16 protein-coding genes and 1 pseudogene are annotated in these 21,509 nt (G+C 65.4%); 10 read left to right on the top strand and 7 right to left on the bottom strand.

Going from position 1 to position 21,509, the window contains the following annotated elements:
• Positions 1 to 19 precede the first annotated feature (19 nt).
• From BM031_RS15480 to BM031_RS15515, 8 genes are all read left to right on the top strand, one after another.
• On the top strand, positions 20 to 1,453 hold the full coding sequence (locus BM031_RS15480; RefSeq protein WP_091875457.1) for a sigma-54-dependent transcriptional regulator: 1,434 nt from the start codon (positions 20 to 22) through the stop codon (positions 1,451 to 1,453).
• A gap of 472 nt (positions 1,454 to 1,925) precedes the next feature.
• Positions 1,926 to 4,841, top strand: coding sequence for a ribonucleoside-diphosphate reductase subunit alpha (locus BM031_RS15485; RefSeq protein ID WP_091875458.1), 2,916 nt, complete (start codon positions 1,926 to 1,928; stop codon positions 4,839 to 4,841).
• Between the two features lie 219 nt (positions 4,842 to 5,060).
• Positions 5,061 to 6,170: a ribonucleotide-diphosphate reductase subunit beta gene (locus BM031_RS15490; RefSeq protein WP_091875459.1), complete on the top strand. Its 1,110-nt coding sequence runs from the start codon at positions 5,061 to 5,063 to the stop codon at positions 6,168 to 6,170.
• 154 nt (positions 6,171 to 6,324) lie between these two features.
• Entirely contained in the window at positions 6,325 to 7,347 is a 1,023-nt protein-coding gene (locus tag BM031_RS15495; RefSeq protein WP_177207778.1) for an alpha/beta hydrolase family protein, read from the top strand.
• Positions 7,348 to 7,378: 31 nt separating this feature from the next.
• Complete coding sequence (locus BM031_RS15500; RefSeq protein ID WP_091875461.1) at positions 7,379 to 7,930, top strand: DUF4256 domain-containing protein; 552 nt, start codon at positions 7,379 to 7,381, stop codon at positions 7,928 to 7,930.
• A gap of 63 nt (positions 7,931 to 7,993) precedes the next feature.
• A complete protein-coding gene (locus BM031_RS15505) occupies positions 7,994 to 9,682 on the top strand; it encodes a PQQ-dependent sugar dehydrogenase (protein WP_091875462.1) in 1,689 nt (562 codons plus the stop codon).
• A gap of 249 nt (positions 9,683 to 9,931) precedes the next feature.
• Entirely contained in the window at positions 9,932 to 10,774 is an 843-nt protein-coding gene (locus BM031_RS15510; RefSeq protein ID WP_091875463.1) for a UCP032817 domain-containing protein, read from the top strand.
• A 112-nt stretch (positions 10,775 to 10,886) separates the two neighbouring features.
• A complete protein-coding gene (locus BM031_RS15515) occupies positions 10,887 to 12,533 on the top strand; it encodes a glycosyltransferase family 4 protein (RefSeq protein ID WP_091875464.1) in 1,647 nt (548 codons plus the stop codon).
• A gap of 648 nt (positions 12,534 to 13,181) precedes the next feature.
• Here the strand turns inward: BM031_RS15515 and BM031_RS25585 are convergent.
• Complete coding sequence (locus tag BM031_RS25585) at positions 13,182 to 14,558, bottom strand: hypothetical protein (protein WP_177207779.1); 1,377 nt, start codon at positions 14,556 to 14,558, stop codon at positions 13,182 to 13,184.
• Positions 14,559 to 14,736: 178 nt separating this feature from the next.
• Between BM031_RS25585 and BM031_RS15525 the strand changes: the two genes are divergently transcribed.
• Positions 14,737 to 15,264, top strand: a complete 528-nt coding sequence (locus BM031_RS15525; protein ID WP_091875465.1) for a YggT family protein — start codon at positions 14,737 to 14,739, stop codon at positions 15,262 to 15,264.
• Between the two features lie 92 nt (positions 15,265 to 15,356).
• Here BM031_RS15525 and BM031_RS15530 read toward each other — a convergent pair whose 3' ends face one another.
• The 6 genes from BM031_RS15530 to aroQ form a co-directional block, all read right to left on the bottom strand.
• Positions 15,357 to 16,298, bottom strand: coding sequence for a carbohydrate kinase family protein (locus BM031_RS15530; RefSeq protein WP_091875466.1), 942 nt, complete (start codon positions 16,296 to 16,298; stop codon positions 15,357 to 15,359).
• Between the two features lie 10 nt (positions 16,299 to 16,308).
• Positions 16,309 to 17,586 carry a DUF3426 domain-containing protein gene (locus BM031_RS15535; protein WP_091875467.1) on the bottom strand — a complete coding sequence of 426 codons (1,278 nt, stop codon included), beginning with the start codon at positions 17,584 to 17,586 and terminating at the stop codon, positions 16,309 to 16,311.
• A 3-nt stretch (positions 17,587 to 17,589) separates the two neighbouring features.
• Positions 17,590 to 18,546, bottom strand: a complete 957-nt coding sequence (gene prmA / locus BM031_RS15540; protein WP_091875468.1) for a 50S ribosomal protein L11 methyltransferase — start codon at positions 18,544 to 18,546, stop codon at positions 17,590 to 17,592.
• The gene (gene accC / locus BM031_RS15545; protein ID WP_091875469.1) at positions 18,543 to 19,943 is read right to left on the bottom strand and encodes an acetyl-CoA carboxylase biotin carboxylase subunit; all 1,401 of its coding nucleotides are present in this window, start codon (positions 19,941 to 19,943) and stop codon (positions 18,543 to 18,545) included. The genes prmA and accC overlap by 4 nt, the downstream gene beginning before the upstream one ends.
• Before the next feature lie 106 nt (positions 19,944 to 20,049).
• Positions 20,050 to 20,511 (bottom strand): acetyl-CoA carboxylase biotin carboxyl carrier protein, encoded by a 462-nt coding sequence (accB, locus tag BM031_RS15550; RefSeq protein ID WP_091875470.1) that lies wholly within the window; start codon positions 20,509 to 20,511, stop codon positions 20,050 to 20,052.
• A 94-nt stretch (positions 20,512 to 20,605) separates the two neighbouring features.
• The gene (aroQ, locus tag BM031_RS15555) at positions 20,606 to 21,043 is read right to left on the bottom strand and encodes a type II 3-dehydroquinate dehydratase (protein ID WP_091875471.1); all 438 of its coding nucleotides are present in this window, start codon (positions 21,041 to 21,043) and stop codon (positions 20,606 to 20,608) included.
• A 223-nt stretch (positions 21,044 to 21,266) separates the two neighbouring features.
• Between aroQ and BM031_RS15560 the strand changes: the two are divergent.
• A pseudogene (locus BM031_RS15560) lies at positions 21,267 to 21,509 on the top strand (IS110 family transposase); the annotation flags it as partial.

Raw genomic sequence — 21,509 nt, forward strand, 5'->3', positions numbered from 1 at the left:
TATAGAGATAGAGAACACCATGACCGCACCCCGCATCCTCGTGGTCGATGACGAAGCCGACCTGCGCGAACTGCTCGAGATCACCCTGCTCAAGATGGGGCTGGACGTCGACAGCGCCGCCACGCTGCGCCAGGCGCGCACCCTGGTCGAGGAGCACGACTACGCGCTGATCCTGACCGACATGCGCCTGCCCGATGGCCTGGGGCTGGAACTGGTGCGCGAAGTGGCGGCCGCCACCAGCAATGGCAAGAGCACGCCGATCGCCGTCATCACCGCCTACGGCAGCGCCGACAACGCGGTGGTGGCGCTCAAGGCGGGGGCCTTCGACTACATCTCCAAGCCGGTGGCGCTGGACGCGCTGCGCGTGATGGTGCGCTCGGCGCTGCGCCTGCTCGATGCCGCGCCCGCGCAGCCCGGCGGCGCGGCGCCCGGCTCGCGCATGATCGGCGCATCGAGCGCGATGGCCGCGCTGCGCGCCCAGATCGGCCGGCTGGCGCGCTCGAACGCGCCGATCTCGATCACCGGCGAATCGGGCAGCGGCAAGGAACTCGCGGCCCGTGAAATCCACGCCCAGAGCTCGCGCGCGGCCAAGCCCTTCGTCGCGGTGAACTGCGGGGCGATCCCCGAAACCCTGATGGAGGCCGAGTTCTTCGGCTACCGCAAGGGCGCCTTCACCGGAGCATCGGAAGAACGCGACGGCTTCTTCCAGGCCGCCAACGGCGGCACCCTGATGCTCGACGAGGTGGCCGACCTGCCGCTGGCGATGCAGGTCAAGCTGCTGCGCGCGATCCAGGAACGGCGCGTGCGCAAGATCGGCGCCACGCTCGAGGAACCGGTGGACGTGCGCATCATCAGCGCCACCCACCAGGACCTGGCCAGGTGCGTGGAGCAGGGCAGGTTCAGGCAGGATCTGTTTTATAGGCTGAACGTGATCGAGCTGTCGCTGCCGCCGCTGCGCGAGCGCATCGACGACCTGCCGCCGCTGGTGGACGCGATCCTGGCGCGGCTGGCCGGCCCAGGCCAGGCCGCCTTGGCGCCGGGCGTGCTGGACACGCTGCGGGCGTATTCCTTCCCGGGCAATATCCGCGAACTGGAAAACGTGCTGGAACGGGCGCTCGCGTTTGCCAACGACGGCGTGATCGAAGTAGGCGACCTGTCGCTCAAGGCGGCGCGGCCGGGGGAGGGAGCGGCGCCGGCGCCGGCGCCCGTGCCGGTCGCGGAACCGGAACCGGCGCCCGTGCCGGCCGAGGCGGCGCCGGCGCCGGCGCCGGACGCGCTGCCGAGCAACCTGCCCGAGTACCTGAGCCAGGTGGAGCGCGACATCATCGGGCGCGCCCTGCAGCAGACCCAGTTCAACCGCACCCAGGCCGCGGCCCTGCTCGGGATCAGCGTGCGCCAGCTGCGCTACCAGATGCAGAAGCTGGAGATCAGCGCGCCGGACGACAATCCGTAACCGGGAAAAGTCGACGTCGGCGTGTTGTCTTTTCGCCAGTGCAAAATGCACAAGAACGATGCGCCGCGCATCGCGCTGATGAGACTTTACGCAGCCTACCGATTAAGGTTAGCGCTCGCTCACCGCATACTGCCCGCCGTTCTGGCCACACCGCCTTGTCAACCCCGCGCGCCAAAAAAAACCGAAAAAATTGAGAAGTTATTCACTTGCCGTGACCTGGGTCAGGTACTACAATTAGTCCAATATCAACGTCGAACACTAGATGTAGTGGTAGTGGACTTAAAGCAAGTAGCTCAGTCCCGACATGAGGCTTGCAGCGCAAGCGACTGATTCAACAGCGATTTATCACCCTGCATATCTGGTGCCAGCAAGGCGTTCCGGCTGGCGGGGTATCGCTTTGCTATGAATTCCGTAGGACTTCGGTCCTGGTAACAAACAAATGGCGGCAGCACCTGCCCACCCTGGAGGCTCAATGCAAACAGCACAAGACATTTCGATCAATCCACACGTCACTTCCGGCGCGTCGTCCACCTCCACGCCTGCGGAAATCGCGGCGCGCGGTGACTACCGTGTCATCCGCCGCAACGGCGCCGTGGTCGCATTCGAGCCGCAGAAGATCTCGGTCGCCATGACCAAGGCCTTCCTCGCCGTGGCCGGCGGCCAGGGCGCGGTGTCGGCGCGCATCCGCGAACTGGTCGAGCAGATGACCGGCAACGTGGTGGCTGCGCTGGTGCGCCGCCAGCCGAACGGCGGCACCTTCCACATCGAAGACGTGCAGGACCAGGTCGAATTGTCGCTGATGCGCTCGGGCGAGCATGACGTCGCGCGCGAATACGTGCTGTACCGCGCCAAGCGCATGGAAGAACGCCGCGCCGCCAAGGAAGCCGCCGGCGGCGCCGCCGTGGCCGCGCCGCAGATCCACGTGATCGACGGTGGCCAGCGCATCCCGCTGGACATGAATGCCGTGTACGGCCTGGTGAACGCCGCCTGCTCGGGCCTGGAAAAGCATGTCGACGCCGACGCCATCGTCGCCGAGACCCTCAAGAACCTGTACGACGGCGTGCCGGTCGAAGAGCTGCACAAGTCGGCCATCCTGGCCGCCCGCGCCCTGATGGAAAAAGACCCGGCCTACAGCCAGGTCACCGCCCGCATCCTGCTGCATACCATCCGCAAGGAAGTCTTCGGCCACGAAGTGCCGCAAGCCGGCGCCGCCGCCGAATACATCACCTACTTCCCGCAGTACATCGCCAAGGGCATCGCCAACGAGCTGCTCGACGAAGCACTGGGCACCTACGACCTCGAGCGCCTGTCGAAGGCCTTAGTTGCCGACCGCGACCTGCAGTTCGGCTACATCGGCCTGCAGACCCTGTACGACCGCTACTTCCTGCACGTGCGCGAAACCCGCATCGAGATGCCGCAAGCCTTCTACATGCGCGTCGCGATGGGCCTGGCCCTGCGCGAAGCGGACCGCGAAGCGCGCGCGATCGAGTTCTACAACCTGCTGTCGAGTTTTGATTTCATGAGCTCGACCCCGACCCTGTTCAACTCGGGCACCCGCCGCTCGCAGCTGTCGTCCTGCTACCTGACCACCGTCGGCGACGACCTGGAAGGCATCTACGACGCCATCAAGGAAAACGCGCTGCTCTCTAAATTCGCCGGCGGCCTGGGCAACGACTGGACCCCGGTCCGTGCACTGGGCTCGCGCATCAAGGGCACCAACGGCAAGTCGCAAGGCGTGGTGCCGTTCCTGAAAGTGGTCAACGACACCGCCGTGGCGGTGAACCAGGGCGGCAAGCGCAAGGGCGCGGTCTGCGCTTACCTGGAAACCTGGCACATGGACATCGAGGAGTTCCTCGACCTGCGCAAGAACACCGGCGACGACCGCCGCCGCACCCACGACATGAACACCGCGAACTGGATTCCCGACCTGTTCATGAAGCGCGTGATGGAAAAAGGCTACTGGAGCCTGTTCTCGCCGAGCGAAACCCCGGACCTGCATGACAAGGTCGGCAAGGCCTTCGAAGAAGCGTACCTAGGCTACGAAGCCAAGGCCGAGCGCGGCGAAATGACCGTGTACAAGAAGATCGAAGCGCTCGACCTGTGGCGCAAGATGCTGTCGATGCTGTTCGAAACCGGCCACCCATGGATCACCTTCAAGGATCCGTGCAACATCCGTTCGCCGCAGCAGCACATCGGCGTCGTGCACTCGTCGAACCTGTGCACCGAGATCACCCTGAACACCAGCGCCGACGAAATCGCCGTCTGCAACCTGGGCTCGGTGAACCTGCCGCAGCACATGAAGGGCGACAGCCTGGACCACGTCAAGCTGCAGAAGACCATCCGCATCGCCATGCGCATGCTCGATAACGTCATCGACATCAATTACTACGCCGTGGACAAGGCGCGCAATTCGAACATGCGCCACCGTCCGGTCGGCATGGGCGTGATGGGCCACCAGGACTGCCTGCACATGATGCGCGTGCCGTTCGCGTCCGATAAAGCGGTGGAATTCGCCGACAAGTCGATGGAAGCGGTCTGCTACTTCGCCTACCTGGCCTCGACCGAACTGGCCGAAGAGCGCGGCCGCTACGGTTCCTACGAAGGTTCGCTGTGGGACCGCGGCATCCTGCCGCAGGATTCGATCAAGATGCTGGCGGAAGAGCGCGGCGGCTACCTCGAGCAGGACACGAGCGAAAGCATGGACTGGAGCCTGGTGCGCAGCCGCATCAAGGAATTCGGCATGCGCAACTCGAACTGCGTGGCGATCGCCCCGACCGCGACCATCTCGAACATCATCGGCGTGTCGGCCTGTATCGAGCCGACCTTCCAGAACCTGTACGTGAAGTCGAACCTGTCGGGCGAATTCACCGAGATCAATTCGTACCTGGTGCGCGACCTGAAGGCCCGCGACCTGTGGGACGAAGTGATGATCGCCGACCTGAAGTACTTCGACGGTTCGCTGTCCAAGATCGACCGCGTGCCGCAAGACCTGCGCGACATCTACGCCACCGCCTTCGAAGTCGAACCAAAGTGGCTGGTGGAACAGGCTTCGCGCCGCCAGAAGTGGATCGACCAGGCCCAGTCGCTGAACATCTACATGGCCGGCGCCTCGGGCAAGAAGCTGGACGAGACCTATAAACTGGCATGGCTGCGTGGCCTGAAGACCACCTACTACCTGCGCACCATCGCCGCGACCCACATGGAGAAATCCACCAGCCGCACCGGCGCGCTGAACGCGGTCTCGGTCTCGGGCGCCCTGTCGGGCGGCCATGCAGCGCCAGTGGCCCCGGCCGCAGCACCGGCCGCCGCCGCGGCCGAAGCCGACGGCGCCGCCTGCTACCTGCGCCCCGGCGACGCCGGTTTCGACGAGTGCGAAGCCTGCCAGTAATGGATCAAGCGGGCTACCCGGCCTGAAGGCCAGGCAGCCCGCTTTCACCACTACCCTATAACCGTCGTTCCGGCGCAGGCGGAATCCATGCCACTGGCATGAATTCCCCTAATTTCGCAGCATCTCGCTAGCGTATCGGTCCATCAGGACGACGAACAACCGAACAAATCACTGGCCGTCCGCTCCCCGCGGACGCAGCCACGAAAGAAGGAACCAACCATGCTCTCCTGGGACGACGAACAAACCACCGCGCCAGCCCCGCGCGCCCCGCAAGCCCCTTCGGAAGCCGCGCCTGCCGCCGCCGAAGTCGCCAAGCGCGTCAACGCCGACGACAAGCGCATCATCAACGGCCAGACCGACGTCAACCAGCTGGTGCCGTTCAAGTACAAATGGGCGTGGGACAAATACCTGGCAGGCTGCGCCAACCACTGGATGCCGCAGGAAGTCAACATGCAGCGCGACATCGAGCTGTGGAAGAGCCCGAACGGCCTGTCGGAAGACGAGCGCCGCCTGGTCAAGCGTAACCTCGGCTTTTTTGTTACCGCCGACTCGCTGGCCGCCAACAACATCGTGCTGGGCACCTACCGCCACATCACGGCGCCGGAATGCCGCCAGTACCTGCTGCGCCAGGCCTTCGAGGAAGCGATCCACACCCACGCCTACCAGTACATCGTGGAGTCGCTCGGCCTGGACGAGAAGGAAATCTTCAACGCCTACAACGAGATCCAGTCGATCCACGACAAGGACCAGTTCCTGATCCCGTTCATTAACACCCTGACCGATCCGGAATTCAAGACCGGCACGCTGGAAAACGACCAGAAGCTGCTCAAGTCGATCATCGTGTTCGCCTGCCTGATGGAAGGCCTGTTCTTCTACGTCGGCTTCACCCAGATCCTGGCACTGGGCCGTCAAAATAAAATGACCGGCGCCGCCGAGCAGTACCAGTACATCCTGCGCGACGAGTCGATGCACGTGAACTTCGGCATCGACCTGATCAACACGATCAAGATGGAAAACCCGATGCTGTGGACCGCGGAATTCCGCGAAGAGATCAAGGTCCTGTTCCTGCAGGCCGTCGAACTCGAATACCGCTACGCCGAAGACACCATGCCGCGCGGCGTGCTGGGCCTGAACGCCCCGATGTTCAAGGGCTACCTGCGCTTCATCGCCAACCGCCGCGCCGTGCAGATCGGCCTCGATCCGCTGTTCCCGAACGAAGAAAACCCGTTCCCGTGGATGAGCGAGATGATCGACCTGAAGAAAGAGCGTAATTTCTTCGAGACCCGCGTGACCGAGTACCAGACCGGTGGTGCGCTGAACTGGGACTGACCGGTTCCAGCATAAAATCCGACGCCCGGCTGGGAAACCAGCCGGGCGTTGTTGTATGTGCTGCACGGCCCGGCCTTATGCATATCTGATTCTTGTTGTCGGGAAATTGCTATTAAAGCAAAATGCTCGACATCCCCGAACAGGAAGGTCAATCATGAAATGGATGCGTCGCGTGGTCATCGTGGTCCTGCTCCTCGCCGCCGGCCTGGTCGCCGCCGGCATGCTGACGGCGCTCGGCACCGACAAGCCGGTGGGCTTCCAGGTGCTACAGGCGGCAGATAGCGGCGGACGTCCGTTCGCGGTCGCCGTATGGCATCCGACCCAGGCCCGGCCCCGTCCCACCACCTTGCTCGGCCTGCGGGTCATGAACGTGGCGCCGGACGCACCGGTGGCGGGGCAGGCGCTGCCGCTGATTGTCCTGTCCCATGGCAATGGCGGCGGCCCCGGCAGCCATGTGGACCTGGCACTGGCCCTCGCCAACGCAGGCTACGTCGTCGCGGCGCCCATGCACCGGGGCGACAACTATGCCGACCAAAGCGCGGCCGGCTCGGCAAACCTGTTCGGCGGCCGCAGCGATGAATTGCATGCCACCGTGGACTTCATGCTCAAGGCCTGGCCCGCGCATGGCCAGATCGACGCGGCGCGGATCGGCGCCTACGGTTTTTCCGCCGGCGCCTTCACGGTGCTCGCTGCCGTGGGCGCGGAGCCGGACCTGCGCAAGGTCGCGCCGCACTGCGCGGCGCAGCCCGAATTCGTGTGCGAGGCGCTGCGCGCCGCCGGCTCCCCGCTGGTGAAGACAGCGGGGGAGCAGGGTGGCAGCTTCGTGAAGGATGCGCGCATCAAGGCCGCCGTCATCGCCGCGCCCGGCCTGGTGTTCACCGTGGCGCCGGATAGCCTGGCGGGGATTCAGGTGCCGCTGCAGTTGTGGAGCGGCGAGCAGGATCGCCACACGCCGTACGCGAGCAACGCTGCGCTGGTGCGCACGGCACTCGGCGAGAGGGTCGAGTTCCACACGGTGGCCGGCGCCGGCCATACCGCCTTCCTCGCGCCTTGTGGACTCATTGGTCCGCCGGCCCTGTGCCAGGATGCCGGCGGTTTTGACCGCAGCGCCTTCCATGCGACGATGAATACCGCCATCCTCGATTTTTTCAGGAAGCACCTGCCCGGCCAAGGCTGAACCGCCGCTTCGACAACCCACCGGAGGCACCATGCCGCAAGCACCAGACCTTCCCCAGGACCTGCTCCAGGCCTTGCAAGCGCGCTTCGACAAGCACATGCAGCGCCACGAGGGCATCGCGTGGTCCGATGTCCGGGCCAGGCTGGACGCCAACCCGGCGGCGCTGGCCTCGCTGGCGCAGATGGAAGCCACCGGCGGCGAGCCGGACGTGATCGGCATCGACCCCGCCACCGGCCGCATCGCCTTCTGCGATTGCGCGCCCGAGACCCCGAGTGGCCGCCGCAGCATCTGCTACGACCGCGCAGCGCTGGACGCGCGCAAGGAAAACAAGCCGCGCAGCAGTGCGCTGGAGGTGGCGGCCGGCATGGGCATCGAACTGCTGACCGAAGCGCAGTACCGCGCCTTGCAGCAACTGGGTGAATTCGACCGCAAGACCTCGAGCTGGATCGCGACGCCGCCGGACGTGCGCGCGCTGGGCGGCGCCTTGTTCTGCGACCGCCGCTACGGCCGGGTCTTCGTCTATCACAACGGCGCCGAGTCGTATTACGCGGCGCGCGGTTTTCGCGGCACGCTGGCGGTGTAACGCTAGATGCCGACTTCCCCTATGATGGCGGATTGACCAGTCAAACCATCCAGGAGTATCCCCTTGCACGCCAAGTCCCTGCCGCTGCACGTCCTCATGCTCGCCGCTTTGGCGGCGGCGTCCAGCGCCCATGCCGCGCCCCGGAGCGCCGGCCAGACCGTCTTCCAGAATAACTGCGCCAGCTGCCACAGCGTCGACAGCGGCCTGTCCTCGCGCGCGGGTCCCGGCCTGTTCGGCCTGGTGGGCCGCAAGGCCGCCGCGGTGCCCGGCTATAACTACTCGAACGCGCTGATCAAGTCCGGCAAGACCTGGACGCGCGCCGAGCTCGACCTGTTCCTGGCCGATCCGGCCAAGTCGGTGCCCGGCACCACGATGCCGGTCGGGATCACCGACAAGAAAGCCCGCGCCACCCTGGTCGATTACCTGGCCACGCTGCAGGGTCCCGCCACGGCAGCCGCGCCGGCGACGGCTGCGGCGCCGCCCGAGCGCAGCGGCTCCTGGGACGACAACCAGCCCGGCAAGATCCACCACATCAAGCTGTCCGACCTGCCGCCGCCCTTCGCCACCGCCAGCGCCGGCAACGGCCCGCGCGTCGAAGCGCGCCCGAACGGCAGCCTGCCGGTGGTCCCGAAAGGCTTTGCCGTCAGCGTGTTTGCCAGCGACACCGACAAGGCCCGCCTGCCGCTGCGCGCCCCGAACGGCGACATCTTCCTGGCCGCCACCGCCAAGGGCGAGATCAAGCTGCTGCGCGCGAATAATGGCCAGTCGGTCGACACCGCAGAGGTATTCGCCAGTGGCCTCACGCGTCCCTACGGCATGGCCCTGTGGCCGTCCGGCGCCAACCCGCAATACCTGTACGTTGCCAACGTCAACGCGATCGTCCGCATCCCTTACCGCAACGGCGACCTGAAGGCGCGCGGCGCACCGGAAGTCGTCGTTCCCGAACTGTCCGAGACCAGCGGCGGCCACACCACCCGCACCCTGGCCTTCTCGGCGGACGACAAGACGCTGCTGCTGTCGATCGGCTCGGCCACCAACGTGGCCACCGAGATCGGCCCCAAGCCGCCAGAGCCGCTGGCGCAATGGGAAGCGCGCCACGGCGTCGGCGCCAGCTGGGGCGTCGAGACCGACCGCGCCACCGTGATGGCCTTCGACGCGGACGGCAAGAACCGCCGCACGTATGCCACCGGCCTGCGCAACTGCGTCGGCATGCTGGTGTACCCGGGCACGGGCGACGTGATGTGCAACGTGAACGAGCGCGACGCGCTGGGCGACAACCTGCCGCCGGACTACCTGACGCGCGTGAAGCAGGGCGGCTTCTACGGTTGGCCGTGGTACTACATCGGCGACAACGAAGACCCGCGCCTGAAGGGACAGCGGCCGGACCTGAAGGGCAAGGTCATCGTGCCGGACGTGCTGATCCAGTCGCACTCGGCGCCGCTGGGCATGGCGGTGTACCACGCGCCAAAAGGCGCCCAGCACGCTTTCCCGAAGGAGTACGAGGGCGACATCTTCGTGGCGCTGCACGGCTCCTGGAACCGGGGCGTGCGCACCGGCTACAAGGTGGTGCGCGTATTCATGAAGAACGGCGTGCCGACCGGGCAGTACCAGGACTTCATGTCGGGCATGGTGCTGAGCGACCGCGATGTCTGGGGCCGGCCTGCCGGCGTGGCGGTGGCGGCCGACGGCGCGCTGCTGGTGGTCGACGACGCCGGCAGCGGGGTCGTGTGGCGCATCGCGCCGCAGCGCTAGGCACCACGTCATTGCGCGCATTTGGCGCGCCAACGTAGGGTGGCCGGCTATACCGGCCGCGCGTTCACATCGCCGATGCGCTGCGGCAGATCACATCGGAGCTGGACGCGCGGCCGGGACACCCGGCCACCGTACGAAGCAGACATCAACCCGTCGCAAGGCGGGTTTTTTTATCGCTTGCGCTCCATCATCACTGTCGAGCTTGCCGTGAACTAACGTAGCCGGATGACCCACGACGGAGGGACGGCGATGAATATCAGGGAGACCGCCAACGCAGTAACCCGCGCGGTGGAATGGGAATTCGCGCACTCCACCTATGCGCAGGTGCTGGCCGACGTGCCTGGGGCGCTGTTCCCCTACTGGGTGGCGACCGCGCACCACGAATTCCCCGGCATCCCGCGCGACGCGTCGTTCTACGCGCAGTCGGTGGAGGGCTTGATGATGTTCTTCGACTGCGTGGCGGCGGCCGGCAGGCGCTGCGCGCTGCCCTCGCGCGCTGCCGACTCGGTCTGGCATGCGTGGGCGCGCCTGGATGCGCCGGGCCTGGACCGCTTCTGCATCCGCCACTTCGGCCGTGGCATCCCGCATGTCGAGCGGGCGCACATGCAGGGCGATATGGGCCTGGCGCTCGCGGTCTGCCTGGTGCAGGCGCGCCGCCGGGCGTCGCAGCCTGCCGCCGGCACCCACTTGCCGCGGCTGTTCTCGCTCGATGGCCAACTGGGCATGCCCGGCGGCTTCGGCTACCGCGTCATCGGCGGCCTGGTCGCCTGTTCCACCCTGGACGAATTCGGCAATCCCGAGGACAAGCTGGGCTTCCCGGGCGAGCTGGCGCCGTACGCGCTCTACGTGTCGGGCCTGGTCAGCAAAGACGAGTACGACGCCGCCGCGCTCCCCGGCGGCGTGCGCGAGCGCCGCTGCGTTGCCGATGACGGCGCCGCCATCATTGGCGCCGGCGTCTATCTTGACATCGCCGGCACCGACGACGACGGCGCAAGCGGCGACGGGGCCGCGCCGCCGGACGGCGGCAGTAGCTGGAGCGGCAGTGCATGCGGCGGCAGCTCCTGCGGCGGAGGCGGTTGCGGCAGCAGCTAGCCACGCAACGCGGCAGGCCTGCGCCACCTTGCGCAGCCACTGGCTATGATGGTTTCGACAGGCCCGCTGCGCGCCGCGTTCGTGCGGCGCGTGCGTGGCCGCAGGAGACCGCATGATCGACCGCTTTGCGCTGCACTACCTTCCCGAAGCTTTCTCCACCGCCGGCCAGAAACTGATGGGCCGCCAGTCCGCCGGCGTCGGCCTGCTGCGCGCCATCGCGCGCCACACCGACGCCGCGGAAATCGGCTGCTTCGCGGCCGAGCGCGCGCATGCCGACGCCTTCGGCGCGGCCCTGCACGAGGATGGCTACGGCGGCGAGATCGCCTGGATTCCCCGCTCCGCCCCCGAGCAACTGGAACCCTACGGCTGCCTGGTCCACCCGGGGCCCGGCATCGAGCGCCTCGCGTGGCGCCGGCTGGCCGCGGGAGAGCGCGGCTACAGCCTGTGCGGCGTCACCCACGGCACCGCCTCGCACGAGATGATGAGCATGGTGACCAACCTGCTGGTGGCGCCGGTGCGCAGCTGGGACGCGATCATCTGCACCTCGCGCGTGGTGCGCGACAGCCTGCGCGTGCTGGTCGAGGAGCAGGCCGACTACCTGCGCACGCGGCTGTCGGCGCAGCGTTTCGAGCTGCCCCAGCTGCCCCTGATTCCGCTCGGCGTGCATTGCGCCGACCTGCGGCCGGATGCCGCGCGCCGCGCCGAGGCGCGCGCACGGCTGGGCATCGGCGCGGACGATGTCGCCTTCCTGTACCTGGGCCGCCTGTCGGTGCACGCCAAGTCGCACCCGCAGCAGATGTTCACGGCGCTGGAACGGGCCGAGAAGGGCGGGCGGCGGGTCCACCTGATCATGGCGGGCTGGTACGCGGGCGAGGCAATGCAGGCGGCCTTCCAGGAAGCCGCCGCGCTGTTGTGTCCATCGGTGCGGCTGGTGGAACTGGACGGGCGCGAGCACGCCAACCAGCGCGACGCCTGGGCCGCCGCCGACGTGTTCACGTCGCTGTCCGACAACGTGCAGGAGACCTTCGGCCTCACGCCGGTGGAAGCGATGGCGTCCGGGCTGCCCTGCGTGGTCTCGGACTGGAACGGCTACCGCGACACGGTGCGCGACGGCGTCGACGGCTACCGCATCCCGACCGTGATGCCGGGACCGGGCGCGGGGCTCGACCTGGCGCTGCGATACGACGATGGGGTGGACAGCTTCGACATGTACAGTGGCCACGCCAGCCAGGCGGTGGCGCTGGACGGGGCGCTGCTGGCGCAGGCCTACGGGCGCCTGGTGTGCGACGCCGGCCTGCGCCGGGAGCTGGGAGCGCAGGCGCGGCGCCGGGCCGAGACCGAGTTCGATTGGGCCGTGGTGTATGGGCGCTACCGCGCGCTGTGGCAGGAGCTGGCCGAGCGCCGCCGCGCCGATCCGGTGCTGGCGCCGGCGCTGCCGATGCGCGCGCCGGACCGTCCCGATCCGTTCAAGCTCTTCGCGACGTATCCGACCCGGCCACTGACGGCGGCCTCGCTGGTGGAACTCGCGCCGGATGCGTCGCTGGCCCGGGTGAACCAGTACCGCGAGCTGGCGATCAACCGCTACGCCGGCGCCTCGCTGCCGACGCTGGAAGACTTCGGCCAGCTGTTCGGCGCGATCGGGCCGCGCCCGGTGGAGGTGGAAGAGCTGATCGACACGCTGGGCCCGTGCGACCGCCCGACCCTGCTGCGCGGGCTGGCCTGGCTGTGCAAGATGGACCTGCTGCGCGTGGTCGAGTAGGACGTCGATGCCGCCCGCGCGTCCGAACCTGATGTACGTGACCGGCTCGCGAAATCGGCGTGATGATGAAAGCTCATCCATTGCTAGCTACGGCTTTTCAATGCACGCGATCTGGCTGAAACACCAGGCGTCCGGACCGGCGGCTATGGAGTTTGTCGATGGGTTGAAATGCGATTCGGTGTGATAGATAACGGACGAATGCGCAATCGCATGTTGAAGTGCGAAAAACGTGATTTCATTTGAGGTGTTCGGGTTGCGCACCCACACGATTTTCGTGTACTTTACGTTGATTGAATTTGTCAAAACGTGAACATGTGATATTGTCGCGTCCATCCAGGCAGTAATCGATCGAATAATAGGACACTGATTCAATCAGTATGCACGCAAGCGAAGCGAAAAGAACAAGCCGCCCTGCCTGACCGAGTTCAGGCATGGCGGCTTTTTCTTTTCGCACCCGTAAGGGTAGCGATGTGAAAACGCATTGAGTCGGTTACCTGTCGACGTTGGCTGAAGCGCTGCAATTGTGAGGAGTTGCAGCAGTTCAGCCGGTGCCGGATTCATTGGCCCAGACCAGCAGGCGGTGTGGTCCGATGAATAATTCGCCCGTCAGTGATTGGTTGGGCGGGTTTTAACCCTAGGCGTATTTTCTCATCGCAGATGAAGGAGAATTAAAATGGCAACCGCTAAGAAACCAGCAGCAAAGGCAGCAGCAAAAAGCGCGCCTTCGTCCGTGACGAAGACCACCAAACCGGCAGCGAAGGCAGCCGCAGCGGAGAAACCGGCAGCCAAGAAAGCTGCTGCCAAACCGGCGGCAAAGGCGAGCGCGACCAAGTCGGCTGCAAAGCCAGCCGTGAAATCGGCAGCGAAATCGGCCGCTAAGCCTGCTGCAAAGAAAGCTGCAGCAAGCAAGACCGCCGCAACCAAGAGCACCGCCACCAAAGCTGCGGCAAAACCGGCAGCGAAGAAAGCTGTTGCAAAGTCGGCAGCAAAACCTGCAGCGAAGAAAGCTGCAGCAAAGCCAGCAGCAAAGCCAGCAGCGAAGAAGGCAGCAGCAAAGCCAGCAGCGAAGAAGACTGCAGCCAAGCCAGCAGCCAAGAAGGCAGCAGCCAAGCCAGCAGCGAAGAAGGCCGCAGCGAAGCCAGCAGCCAAGTCGACCGCTAAATCGGCGGCCAAGCCGGCAGCAAAGAAAGCAGCAGCTAAACCTGCAGCCAAGAAAGCAGCCGCTAAGCCTGCAGCAAAGAAAGCAGCAGCTAAACCTGCAGCCAAGAAAGCAGCCGCTAAACCTGCAGCAAAGAAAGCCGCAGCAAAACCTGCAGCCAAGAAAGCGGCAGCTAAACCAGCGGCCAAATCGGCAGCTAAATCCGCAGCCAAGCCAGCAGCAAAGAAAGCAGCTGCTAAACCAGCAGCAAAGAAGGCAGCCGCTAAACCAGCCGCAAAGAAGGCCGCCGCTAAACCAGCTGCAAAGAAAGCCGCTGCCAAGCCAGCTGCAAAGAAAGCCGCCGCTAAACCAGCAGTCAAAGCAGCCGCTACTAAAACCGTCGCCAGCAAATCGGCTGCAAAACCAGCAGCTAAGAAACCTGCTGTAAAGAAAGCAACTGCACCTGCCGCCAAGAAAGCTGCTGCACCGGCCAAATCAGCTGCGCCGGCCAAATCGGCTGCACCTGCGAAAGCTGCTGCCCCAGCTAAATCGGCTGCTCCAGCTAAAGCCGCTGCTCCTGCAAAAGCCGCCGCACCAGCTAAAGCCGCAGCGCCAGCTAAAGCTGCTGCTCCAGCGAAATCGGCTGCGACCAAAACCGCTGCTACCAAATCGACCGCGACTAAAACTACTGCCAAGCCTGCTGCTAAACCAGCCGCCAAAGCAGAAGCCAAGCCGGAAGTGAAAGCGGAATCGAAGCCGGAAGCCAAGGCAGAAGCCAAGCCGGAAGCGAAAGCCGATTCCAAAGCCGATACCAAAGCAGAATCGAAAGCCGACACCAAAGCCGATTCGAAGTCGGATTCGAAGGCCGAGTCGAAAGCGGACGGCAAGGACGGCAAAGCTGCCGCACCTGCTCCAGCCGCAAAGACCGCGCTGTCGCCGGCAGCTGCATGGCCATTCCCGACCAGCAGCCGCCCGTAATTCGGCTGGATTAGCCAGTCTTGCCTGGATAAGGCAAAATACCGCTGTGTGATCGTTCACACAGCGGTTTTTTTTTGAGGAGCCTTTGTGCTGTCTATTCTCCAGTTTATCGTCGATACCGCTGCCAGCCTGTTGGGCGGACTGCTCCTGCTGCGCTTCTGGATGCAGGCGATCCGCGTGCGTCCGCCACAGCAGATCGGGCAGTTCACCTTCACCCTGACAGACTGGCTGGTGCTGCCGCTACGGCGCCTGGTGCCGGGCATGGGCGGCTATGACTGGGCGAGCCTGATCGGCGCCTTCCTGGTGGTCCTGCTGGCCAGCTCGCTGCTGCTGGTGGCCGGGGCGCCGGTGGAGGCCGTGCTGCTGCACGCGCTGTATCGCTTCCTTACCTGGATCCTGTACGGCTTCATGGCGCTGCTGATCATCGATGCGATCTTCAGCTGGGTGAACCCGAACGCACCGCTGGCGCCGTTCGTGCATGCGATGAATACGCCGATCCTGCGGCCGATCCGCAAGGTGGTGCCGCCGGTGGGTGGGGTGGATTTGTCAGTGCTGGTGGCGCTGGTGGTGATTCAGATTATTCAGTTTGTGCTCAGGCAGGTGTTTCACGGGTGATGGGCTAGAGCGTGCTTTATTGGTGCGCTGATGAAATTGGGTCCCGGCGCAGGCCGGGACCCAAGTTGTATGCGCAGTGTCAGCGCAAGCAATCAGCGGAACTTGTACCCAAACGCCGCCTCGAACTTCTCATCGATCTCCGCCGGCGTGAACGTGTGGTTCTGCCCACCCGTGCTGCCGATCTTGATGGCGCCCAGCAGGCTGGCGATGCGGCCGGTGGTGGGCCAGTCGAGGCCTTCCGTGATCCCGTACAGCAGGCCGGCGCGGTAGGCGTCGCCGCAGCCGGTGGCGTCGACGATGTTCTCGGCCTTCACCGCCGGGATGCGATAGTGCTCGCCGCCCGCGTAGATGTCCGAACCTTCGCCGCCGCGCGTGATCACCAGCGCCTCCAGGCGCGACGCGATGTCGGCCTGGCTCAGGCCGGTGCGGTCCATCACCACTTCAAATTCATAGTCGTTGCACGCCAGGTAGCTGGCCTGGCCGATGAAGCGGATCAGTTCTTCGCCCGAGAACATCGGCAGCTGCTGGCCCGGGTCGAACATGAAGGGCACTTTCAGTTCGGCGCAGTCGGCGGCGTGCTTGATCATGCCGTCGCGGCCGTCCGGCGAGATGATCGCCACGCGCAATGCGCCCATGTCGGCCACGCTGTTGTCGTGCGAGTACTGCATCGCGCCCGGGTGGAAGGCGTTGATCTGGTTGTTGTCCTGGTCGGCGGTGACGAAGCACTGCGCCGTGTAGGCGTCGGGAATCGTGCGGATCGCGCGCGTCTCCAGGCCCTGCTTGCCCATGCGCTCGAGGTAGTCGCCGCCGTCCTGGCCGATGGCGCCCATGATGAGCGGGGCGCCGCCCAGCAGTTGCAGGTTGTAGGCGATGTTCACCGCGCAGCCGCCGTACTCCAGGCGCATGGTCGGCACCAGGAAGGACACGTTCACGCGGTGCAGCTGGTCGGCCAGCAGGGTTTCCGCGAAGCGGCCGTGGTATTGCATGATCTTGTCGAATGCGATCGAGCCGCAGATCAGGGCGGTTTTGGTCATGAGGTGGCCTTCAAGGATAGAAAACGGCGATATGGTAACCGGACGGCGACGGCGCTTCGACGCGGAAGTGCAGCTTGATCGGCTGCTCGGCGCGTGCGGCGAAGCCGCTGGCCAGCAGGGGCCCGGCAGGCAGGTAGTCGCGCGGGCCGAAGACGCGCCGCACCAGCGGCTTGTCGTCGGGGTCGGACAGGGTCAGTTCGATGCTCGGCCAGGCCTGCGCCAGCTCGCCCTGGTTGCGCAGCTGGGTGCTGAAGGTGTAGGCGGCGCCGCCGAGCGTGGTCAGTTCGCCGGTGTCGATCACCAGCTGGTCGATCTGGGCTGGCAGCTCGACCCTGCAGCCGAGCAGCTTGCACACGGTGACCAGCGAGGGCTTCATGTCGGGATAGCGCGCGGCCAGCGTATTGCGGAAGGTGGAAACCAGCTGCGCGGCCAGCACCAGCAGCAGCAGCAGGCTGCCCAGGCCAAGCGCGATCCTCACTGCCTTGCTTGAGCGTTCGCGCTGGCGTCCGCGCCGCACGAATTCCGGCTCGTCGCTTTCCGGCACGCGCAGCTTGGGTGGCTCGATCTTGGTCGGCGTGAGTTTGGAGCGGCGCGCGGCGCGCGCTTCGGCCGACTTGGTGCGCGGCGTGCGCGGGGCCACCTGGGGGGCGCTGGGCGGCAGCGCCATCGTCACGGTGGACGGACGCGATTCGCGCAGCAGCAGGGGCGGGATCGACGTGTGGGCCGCCTTGTGGGCCGGGGCCGGGGCAGGAGCGGGCTCCACCGCCTCCTCCAGCTCGTCGTGGCTGTCGCCGGGCAGGGGCGCGGCCACCAGTTCCTCGTCGACCTGCAGCTCGGCCAGGGGCGGCGGCGGTTCGGCGGGCGCCTCCGGCTCAGGGTCGGGCTCGGGCTCGGGTCCGGGATCCGGGTCTGGTTCGGGCTCCGGCGCGGCCGGCGCTTCCTGAGGCGCTTCCACCATCACGTCTTGCGCGGGCGTGGCGTCCTCGCCGCCGGCTTGCGGCAGGATGCCGAAGGGCGCGAAGGTGCGGTCGAATTCGAGGGTGTAGATGGGATCGTCGTCGGCCGGTTCGGCTACCGGCGCTGCATCGGAATCGCGGCGGCGGCGCGCAACGGCAGGAGGCGGTAGGGGGGAGGCAGGCTTGGGCGCGTCGAGGTCGACCAGCGCGGCGCTGCCGTCAAAGACCTGGGTGCAGGCGCCGCAACGAACAATCCCCCCACGCAGCTTCAGCTGGTCCGCGGCGACGCGGAACACGGTGCCGCAATGGGGGCATTGGGTGGCGAGCGCCATGCGTCAGCTGGAAGCTGCCTGGCGCGACGGCGGCACGCTGTCCTGGCCGAGCGTGCCGTGAAGGGCAACCCAGCCGTCCTGCTCGGCCCAGACGCCCAGCTTGATGAAAGGCGCGTAGGCGGCAGCGACTTCTTCGGCCTGGCGCGCCAGCACGCCCGACAGGATCAGGCTGCCGCCGGCGGCCACCCGGCCGGCCAGCATCGGCGCCATCAGCTTCAATGGGCTCGACAGGATGTTGGCCACGACGATGTCGAACTGGCCGGTGGCATGGCGCGCGTTGGGCGTCACGGCCAGGTCGTCCGGCACGTAGAAGTCGATCGCGCAGTGGTTACGCTCGGCGTTGGCGCGCGCCGATTCGATCGCCTGCGGGTCGATGTCGACCCCGGCCACGTCAGCCGCGCCGAGCTTCTTGGCGACCATCGCCAGGATGCCCGAGCCGCAGCCGTAGTCCAGCACCGATTTGCCGGGCGCAGGGTGCGCTTCGAGCCACTCCATGCACAGGCGGGTGGTCGGGTGGCTGCCGGTACCGAAAGCCAGGCCCGGGTCGAGTTCGAGGATGAGGCCATCCGGGTCCGGTGCTTCGTGCCAGCTTGGCACGACCCAGATGTTGGTGCCGATGTGGATCGGCTCGAACTGCGATTGCGTCAGGCGCACCCAGTCGGCGTCGGCCACCGCGCGGGTGGTGAAGGACGGGATGACGGGCAGCTTGATGGCGTTGGCGGCTTCCTGGACGATCGCGAACTGGTCGGCATCGACGTCGGTCAGCGCGACCACGCGGGAATGCTCCCACGCCGCTTCCTTCGGTTCCATGCCCGGCTCGCCGAACAGCGGCTGTTCCGCCTCGGTGCCTTCGTCCGCGTCTTCCACCGAGACCGACAGCGCGCCCGCTTCCATCAGGGCGTCCGACAGGGCCTCGGCGTGTTCGCGGGCGACTTCGATGACGACTTCGGTCCAGCTCATGCGTCTGCCTTGACTTCCGATTTGGCGCCGATACCGCCTTCCTTCGGCAGGTCTGGCTTGGAGGCCAGCTTGTGCTCCAGGTAGTGGATGTTGGTGCCGCCTTCGATGAAGCGCGCATCCACCATCAGTTCGCGGTGCAGCGGGATGTTGGTGAGGATACCTTCAACCACCATTTCCGAGAGCGCGATTTGCATGCGGCGGATAGCCTGGTCGCGCGTCGCACCGTAGGAAATTACCTTGCCGATCATCGAGTCGTAATGAGGTGGAACATAGTATCCCGCATACGAGTGCGAATCGACACGGATGCCAGGGCCGCCCGGCGGGTGCCAGCCGGTGATGCGGCCTGGCGACGGGGTGAACTTGAACGGGTCTTCGGCATTGATGCGGCACTCGATCGCGTGGCCCGACAACATGATGTCGCGCTGGCGGAAACGGAGTTTTTCGCCGCAGGCGATGCGGATCTGTTCCTGCACGATGTCGATCCCGGTGATCATCTCGGTGACCGGGTGCTCGACCTGGACGCGGGTGTTCATCTCGATGAAGTAGAACTCGCCGTTCTCGTACAGGAATTCGAAGGTGCCGGCGCCGCGGTAGCCGATCTTGCGGCAGGCTTCGGCGCAGCGGTCGCCGATTTTTTCGATCAGCTTGCGCGGGATGCCCGGCGCCGGTGCTTCCTCGATCACCTTCTGGTGGCGGCGCTGCATCGAGCAGTCGCGTTCGCCCAGCCAGACGGCGTTTTTATGTTCGTCGGCGAGGATCTGGATTTCCACGTGGCGCGGATTTTCCAGGAACTTCTCCATATAGACTTCCGGGTTGCCGAAGGCGCTGCCGGCTTCGGTCTTGGTCATCTGCACCGCGCCCAGCAGGGCCGCTTCGGTGTGCACCACGCGCATGCCGCGGCCACCGCCGCCGCCTGCCGCCTTGATGATGACCGGGTAGCCGACCTTGCGCGCGGTCTGGATGATTTCCTTCGGGTCGTCCGGCAGGGCGCCGTCCGAACCGGGCACGCAGGGCACGCCGGCCTTGATCATGGCCTGCTTGGCCGAGACCTTGTCGCCCATCAGGCGGATCGAGTCCGAACGCGGGCCGATGAAGACGAAGCCCGATTTTTCCACGCGCTCGGCGAAGTCGGCGTTCTCCGACAGGAAGCCGTAGCCCGGGTGGATCGCTTCGGCGTCGGTCACTTCGGCGGCGCTGATAATCGCCGGCATGTTCAGGTAGCTCAGGGCCGATTGCGCCGGGCCGATGCAGACCGATTCGTCCGCCAGTTTCACGTACTTGGCGTCCTTGTCGGCCTCGGAGTGCACGACAACCGTCTTGATGCCCAGCTCGCGGCAGGCGCGCTGGATACGCAGCGCGATTTCACCACGGTTGGCGATAAGGATTTTTTCAAACATGGTAGGTTTGGTGTTTCTGTGAATACCGGCGCATCGAGGAAATCAAACGCGCCGGACACGACAAGAATGGGCTGGCGGCAGGACGCCGCCGGGCCGGGAAGGCTGCTTAGCCGATCACGAACAGCGGCTGGCCGAACTCGACCGGTTGGCCGTTTTCCACGAGGATCTTGGTGACCACGCCGGTGACGTCGGCGTCGATCTCATTCAGGAGCTTCATCGCTTCGATGATGCAGAGGGTGTCGCCTTCCTTGATGTTCTGGCCCACTTCGACGAAGGCCGCGGCGCCTGGCGCCGACGAACGGTAGAAGGTGCCGACCATCGGCGACTTGACGACGTGGCCGGTTGGCTCGGCGGCGACCGCCGGTGCCGGCGCTGCCGGGGCCGGTGCATGCTGGCTTGGGGCGGCGTAGTGCTGCACGCCCTGCTGCGGCATCATCATCATCTGGCCCTGCGGCATGGCGGACGACTTGACGATACGGACCTTGCTTTCGCCTTCGGTCACTTCGAGTTCGGCGATGTCCGATTCAGCGACGAGGTCGATCAGCGTCTTGAGTTTTCTGAGATCCATGTGAAACCCCTTGGAATGTTTTATTCGTTTTTAAGAGAGCTGGCTGCGCGATGGTGGGTAGCGCACGGCTGCTGATACATGAAGTTGACGTAGATTAACGCGATTTAAGCGCAAAGTCGATGGCAAACCGGTATCCGTCCGGACCCAGGCCGCAGATCACGCCTTGCGCGATCGCAGACAAGTACGAGTGGTGCCGGAAGGACTCGCGGGCATGCACATTCGAGATGTGCACTTCCACGAACGGGATTGCCACCGCCGCAAGCGCATCGCGCAGGGCCACGCTGGTATGTGTCAGGCCGCCAGGATTGATGACGATTGCATCCACGCCTTCGCCGCGCGCGGCATGGATGCGGTCGATCAGGGCACCTTCATGGTTGCTCTGGAAGCTGGCCAGGGTGGCGCCCGCCGCCCCGGCCTGTGCTGCCGCCGCTTGTTCGATGTCGGCCAGCGTTGTCGCACCGTACACCGCTGGCTCCCGGGTCCCCAATAAATTGAGGTTGGGGCCATTAAGCAGCAGTAGCTTTTTCGCCATATTGTAGTGTCTGAACGCCCGAAAGGAAGGCATTGTGCCGCCAAGCTCAGCTATTGGCAAGCGGTAAAATACTCCGGCGTTGAAGGCAGTTTCGCCGGAATTCGGAATAGAACGGTCGTTCGTTCGTAGACAGAATGTATTGACCTACCAACCTCAACAAGCGCGGGTTACGCTGAGGGTTGGTGAACCTTTCGGCGCAGAGCCGCAATTGAGGAGGTAGGTCATGAACGAGTTTAGCAAATATGTTGGCTTGGATGTCCATAAGGCGACGATCGCGGTGTCAATTGCGGATAGCGCTGGTGGTGAGCCTCGTTTCTATGGAGAGATCACGAACACGCCGGTCGCGATAGCGAAGCTGATGGCGCAGTTGGCCAAAGGCGGTGCAAAGCTGTCCGTGTGCTACGAGGCAGGTTGCTGCGGGTACGTGATCTATCGCCAGCTGACCAAGTTGGGTCACTTTTGCCAG

It is taken from the genome of Massilia yuzhufengensis, from assembly GCF_900112225.1.
Lineage (GTDB): Bacteria > Pseudomonadota > Gammaproteobacteria > Burkholderiales > Burkholderiaceae_D > Telluria > Telluria yuzhufengensis.

Bases quoted from the DNA above. Each gene is read 5' to 3' on its own strand.
- BM031_RS15480 (WP_091875457.1), top strand. From the start codon at position 20: ATGACCGCACCCCGCATCCTCGTGGTCGATGACGAAGCCGACCTGCGC.
- BM031_RS15485 (WP_091875458.1), top strand. From the start codon at position 1,926: ATGCAAACAGCACAAGACATTTCGATCAATCCACACGTCACTTCCGGC.
- BM031_RS15490 (WP_091875459.1), top strand. From the start codon at position 5,061: ATGCTCTCCTGGGACGACGAACAAACCACCGCGCCAGCCCCGCGCGCC.
- BM031_RS15495 (WP_177207778.1), top strand. From the start codon at position 6,325: ATGAAATGGATGCGTCGCGTGGTCATCGTGGTCCTGCTCCTCGCCGCC.
- BM031_RS15500 (WP_091875461.1), top strand. From the start codon at position 7,379: ATGCCGCAAGCACCAGACCTTCCCCAGGACCTGCTCCAGGCCTTGCAA.
- BM031_RS15510 (WP_091875463.1), top strand. From the start codon at position 9,932: ATGAATATCAGGGAGACCGCCAACGCAGTAACCCGCGCGGTGGAATGG.
- BM031_RS15515 (WP_091875464.1), top strand. From the start codon at position 10,887: ATGATCGACCGCTTTGCGCTGCACTACCTTCCCGAAGCTTTCTCCACC.
- BM031_RS15530 (WP_091875466.1), bottom strand. From the start codon at position 16,298: ATGACCAAAACCGCCCTGATCTGCGGCTCGATCGCATTCGACAAGATC.
- BM031_RS15535 (WP_091875467.1), bottom strand. From the start codon at position 17,586: ATGGCGCTCGCCACCCAATGCCCCCATTGCGGCACCGTGTTCCGCGTC.
- prmA (WP_091875468.1), bottom strand. From the start codon at position 18,546: ATGAGCTGGACCGAAGTCGTCATCGAAGTCGCCCGCGAACACGCCGAG.
- accC (WP_091875469.1), bottom strand. From the start codon at position 19,943: ATGTTTGAAAAAATCCTTATCGCCAACCGTGGTGAAATCGCGCTGCGT.
- accB (WP_091875470.1), bottom strand. From the start codon at position 20,511: ATGGATCTCAGAAAACTCAAGACGCTGATCGACCTCGTCGCTGAATCG.
- aroQ (WP_091875471.1), bottom strand. From the start codon at position 21,043: ATGGCGAAAAAGCTACTGCTGCTTAATGGCCCCAACCTCAATTTATTG.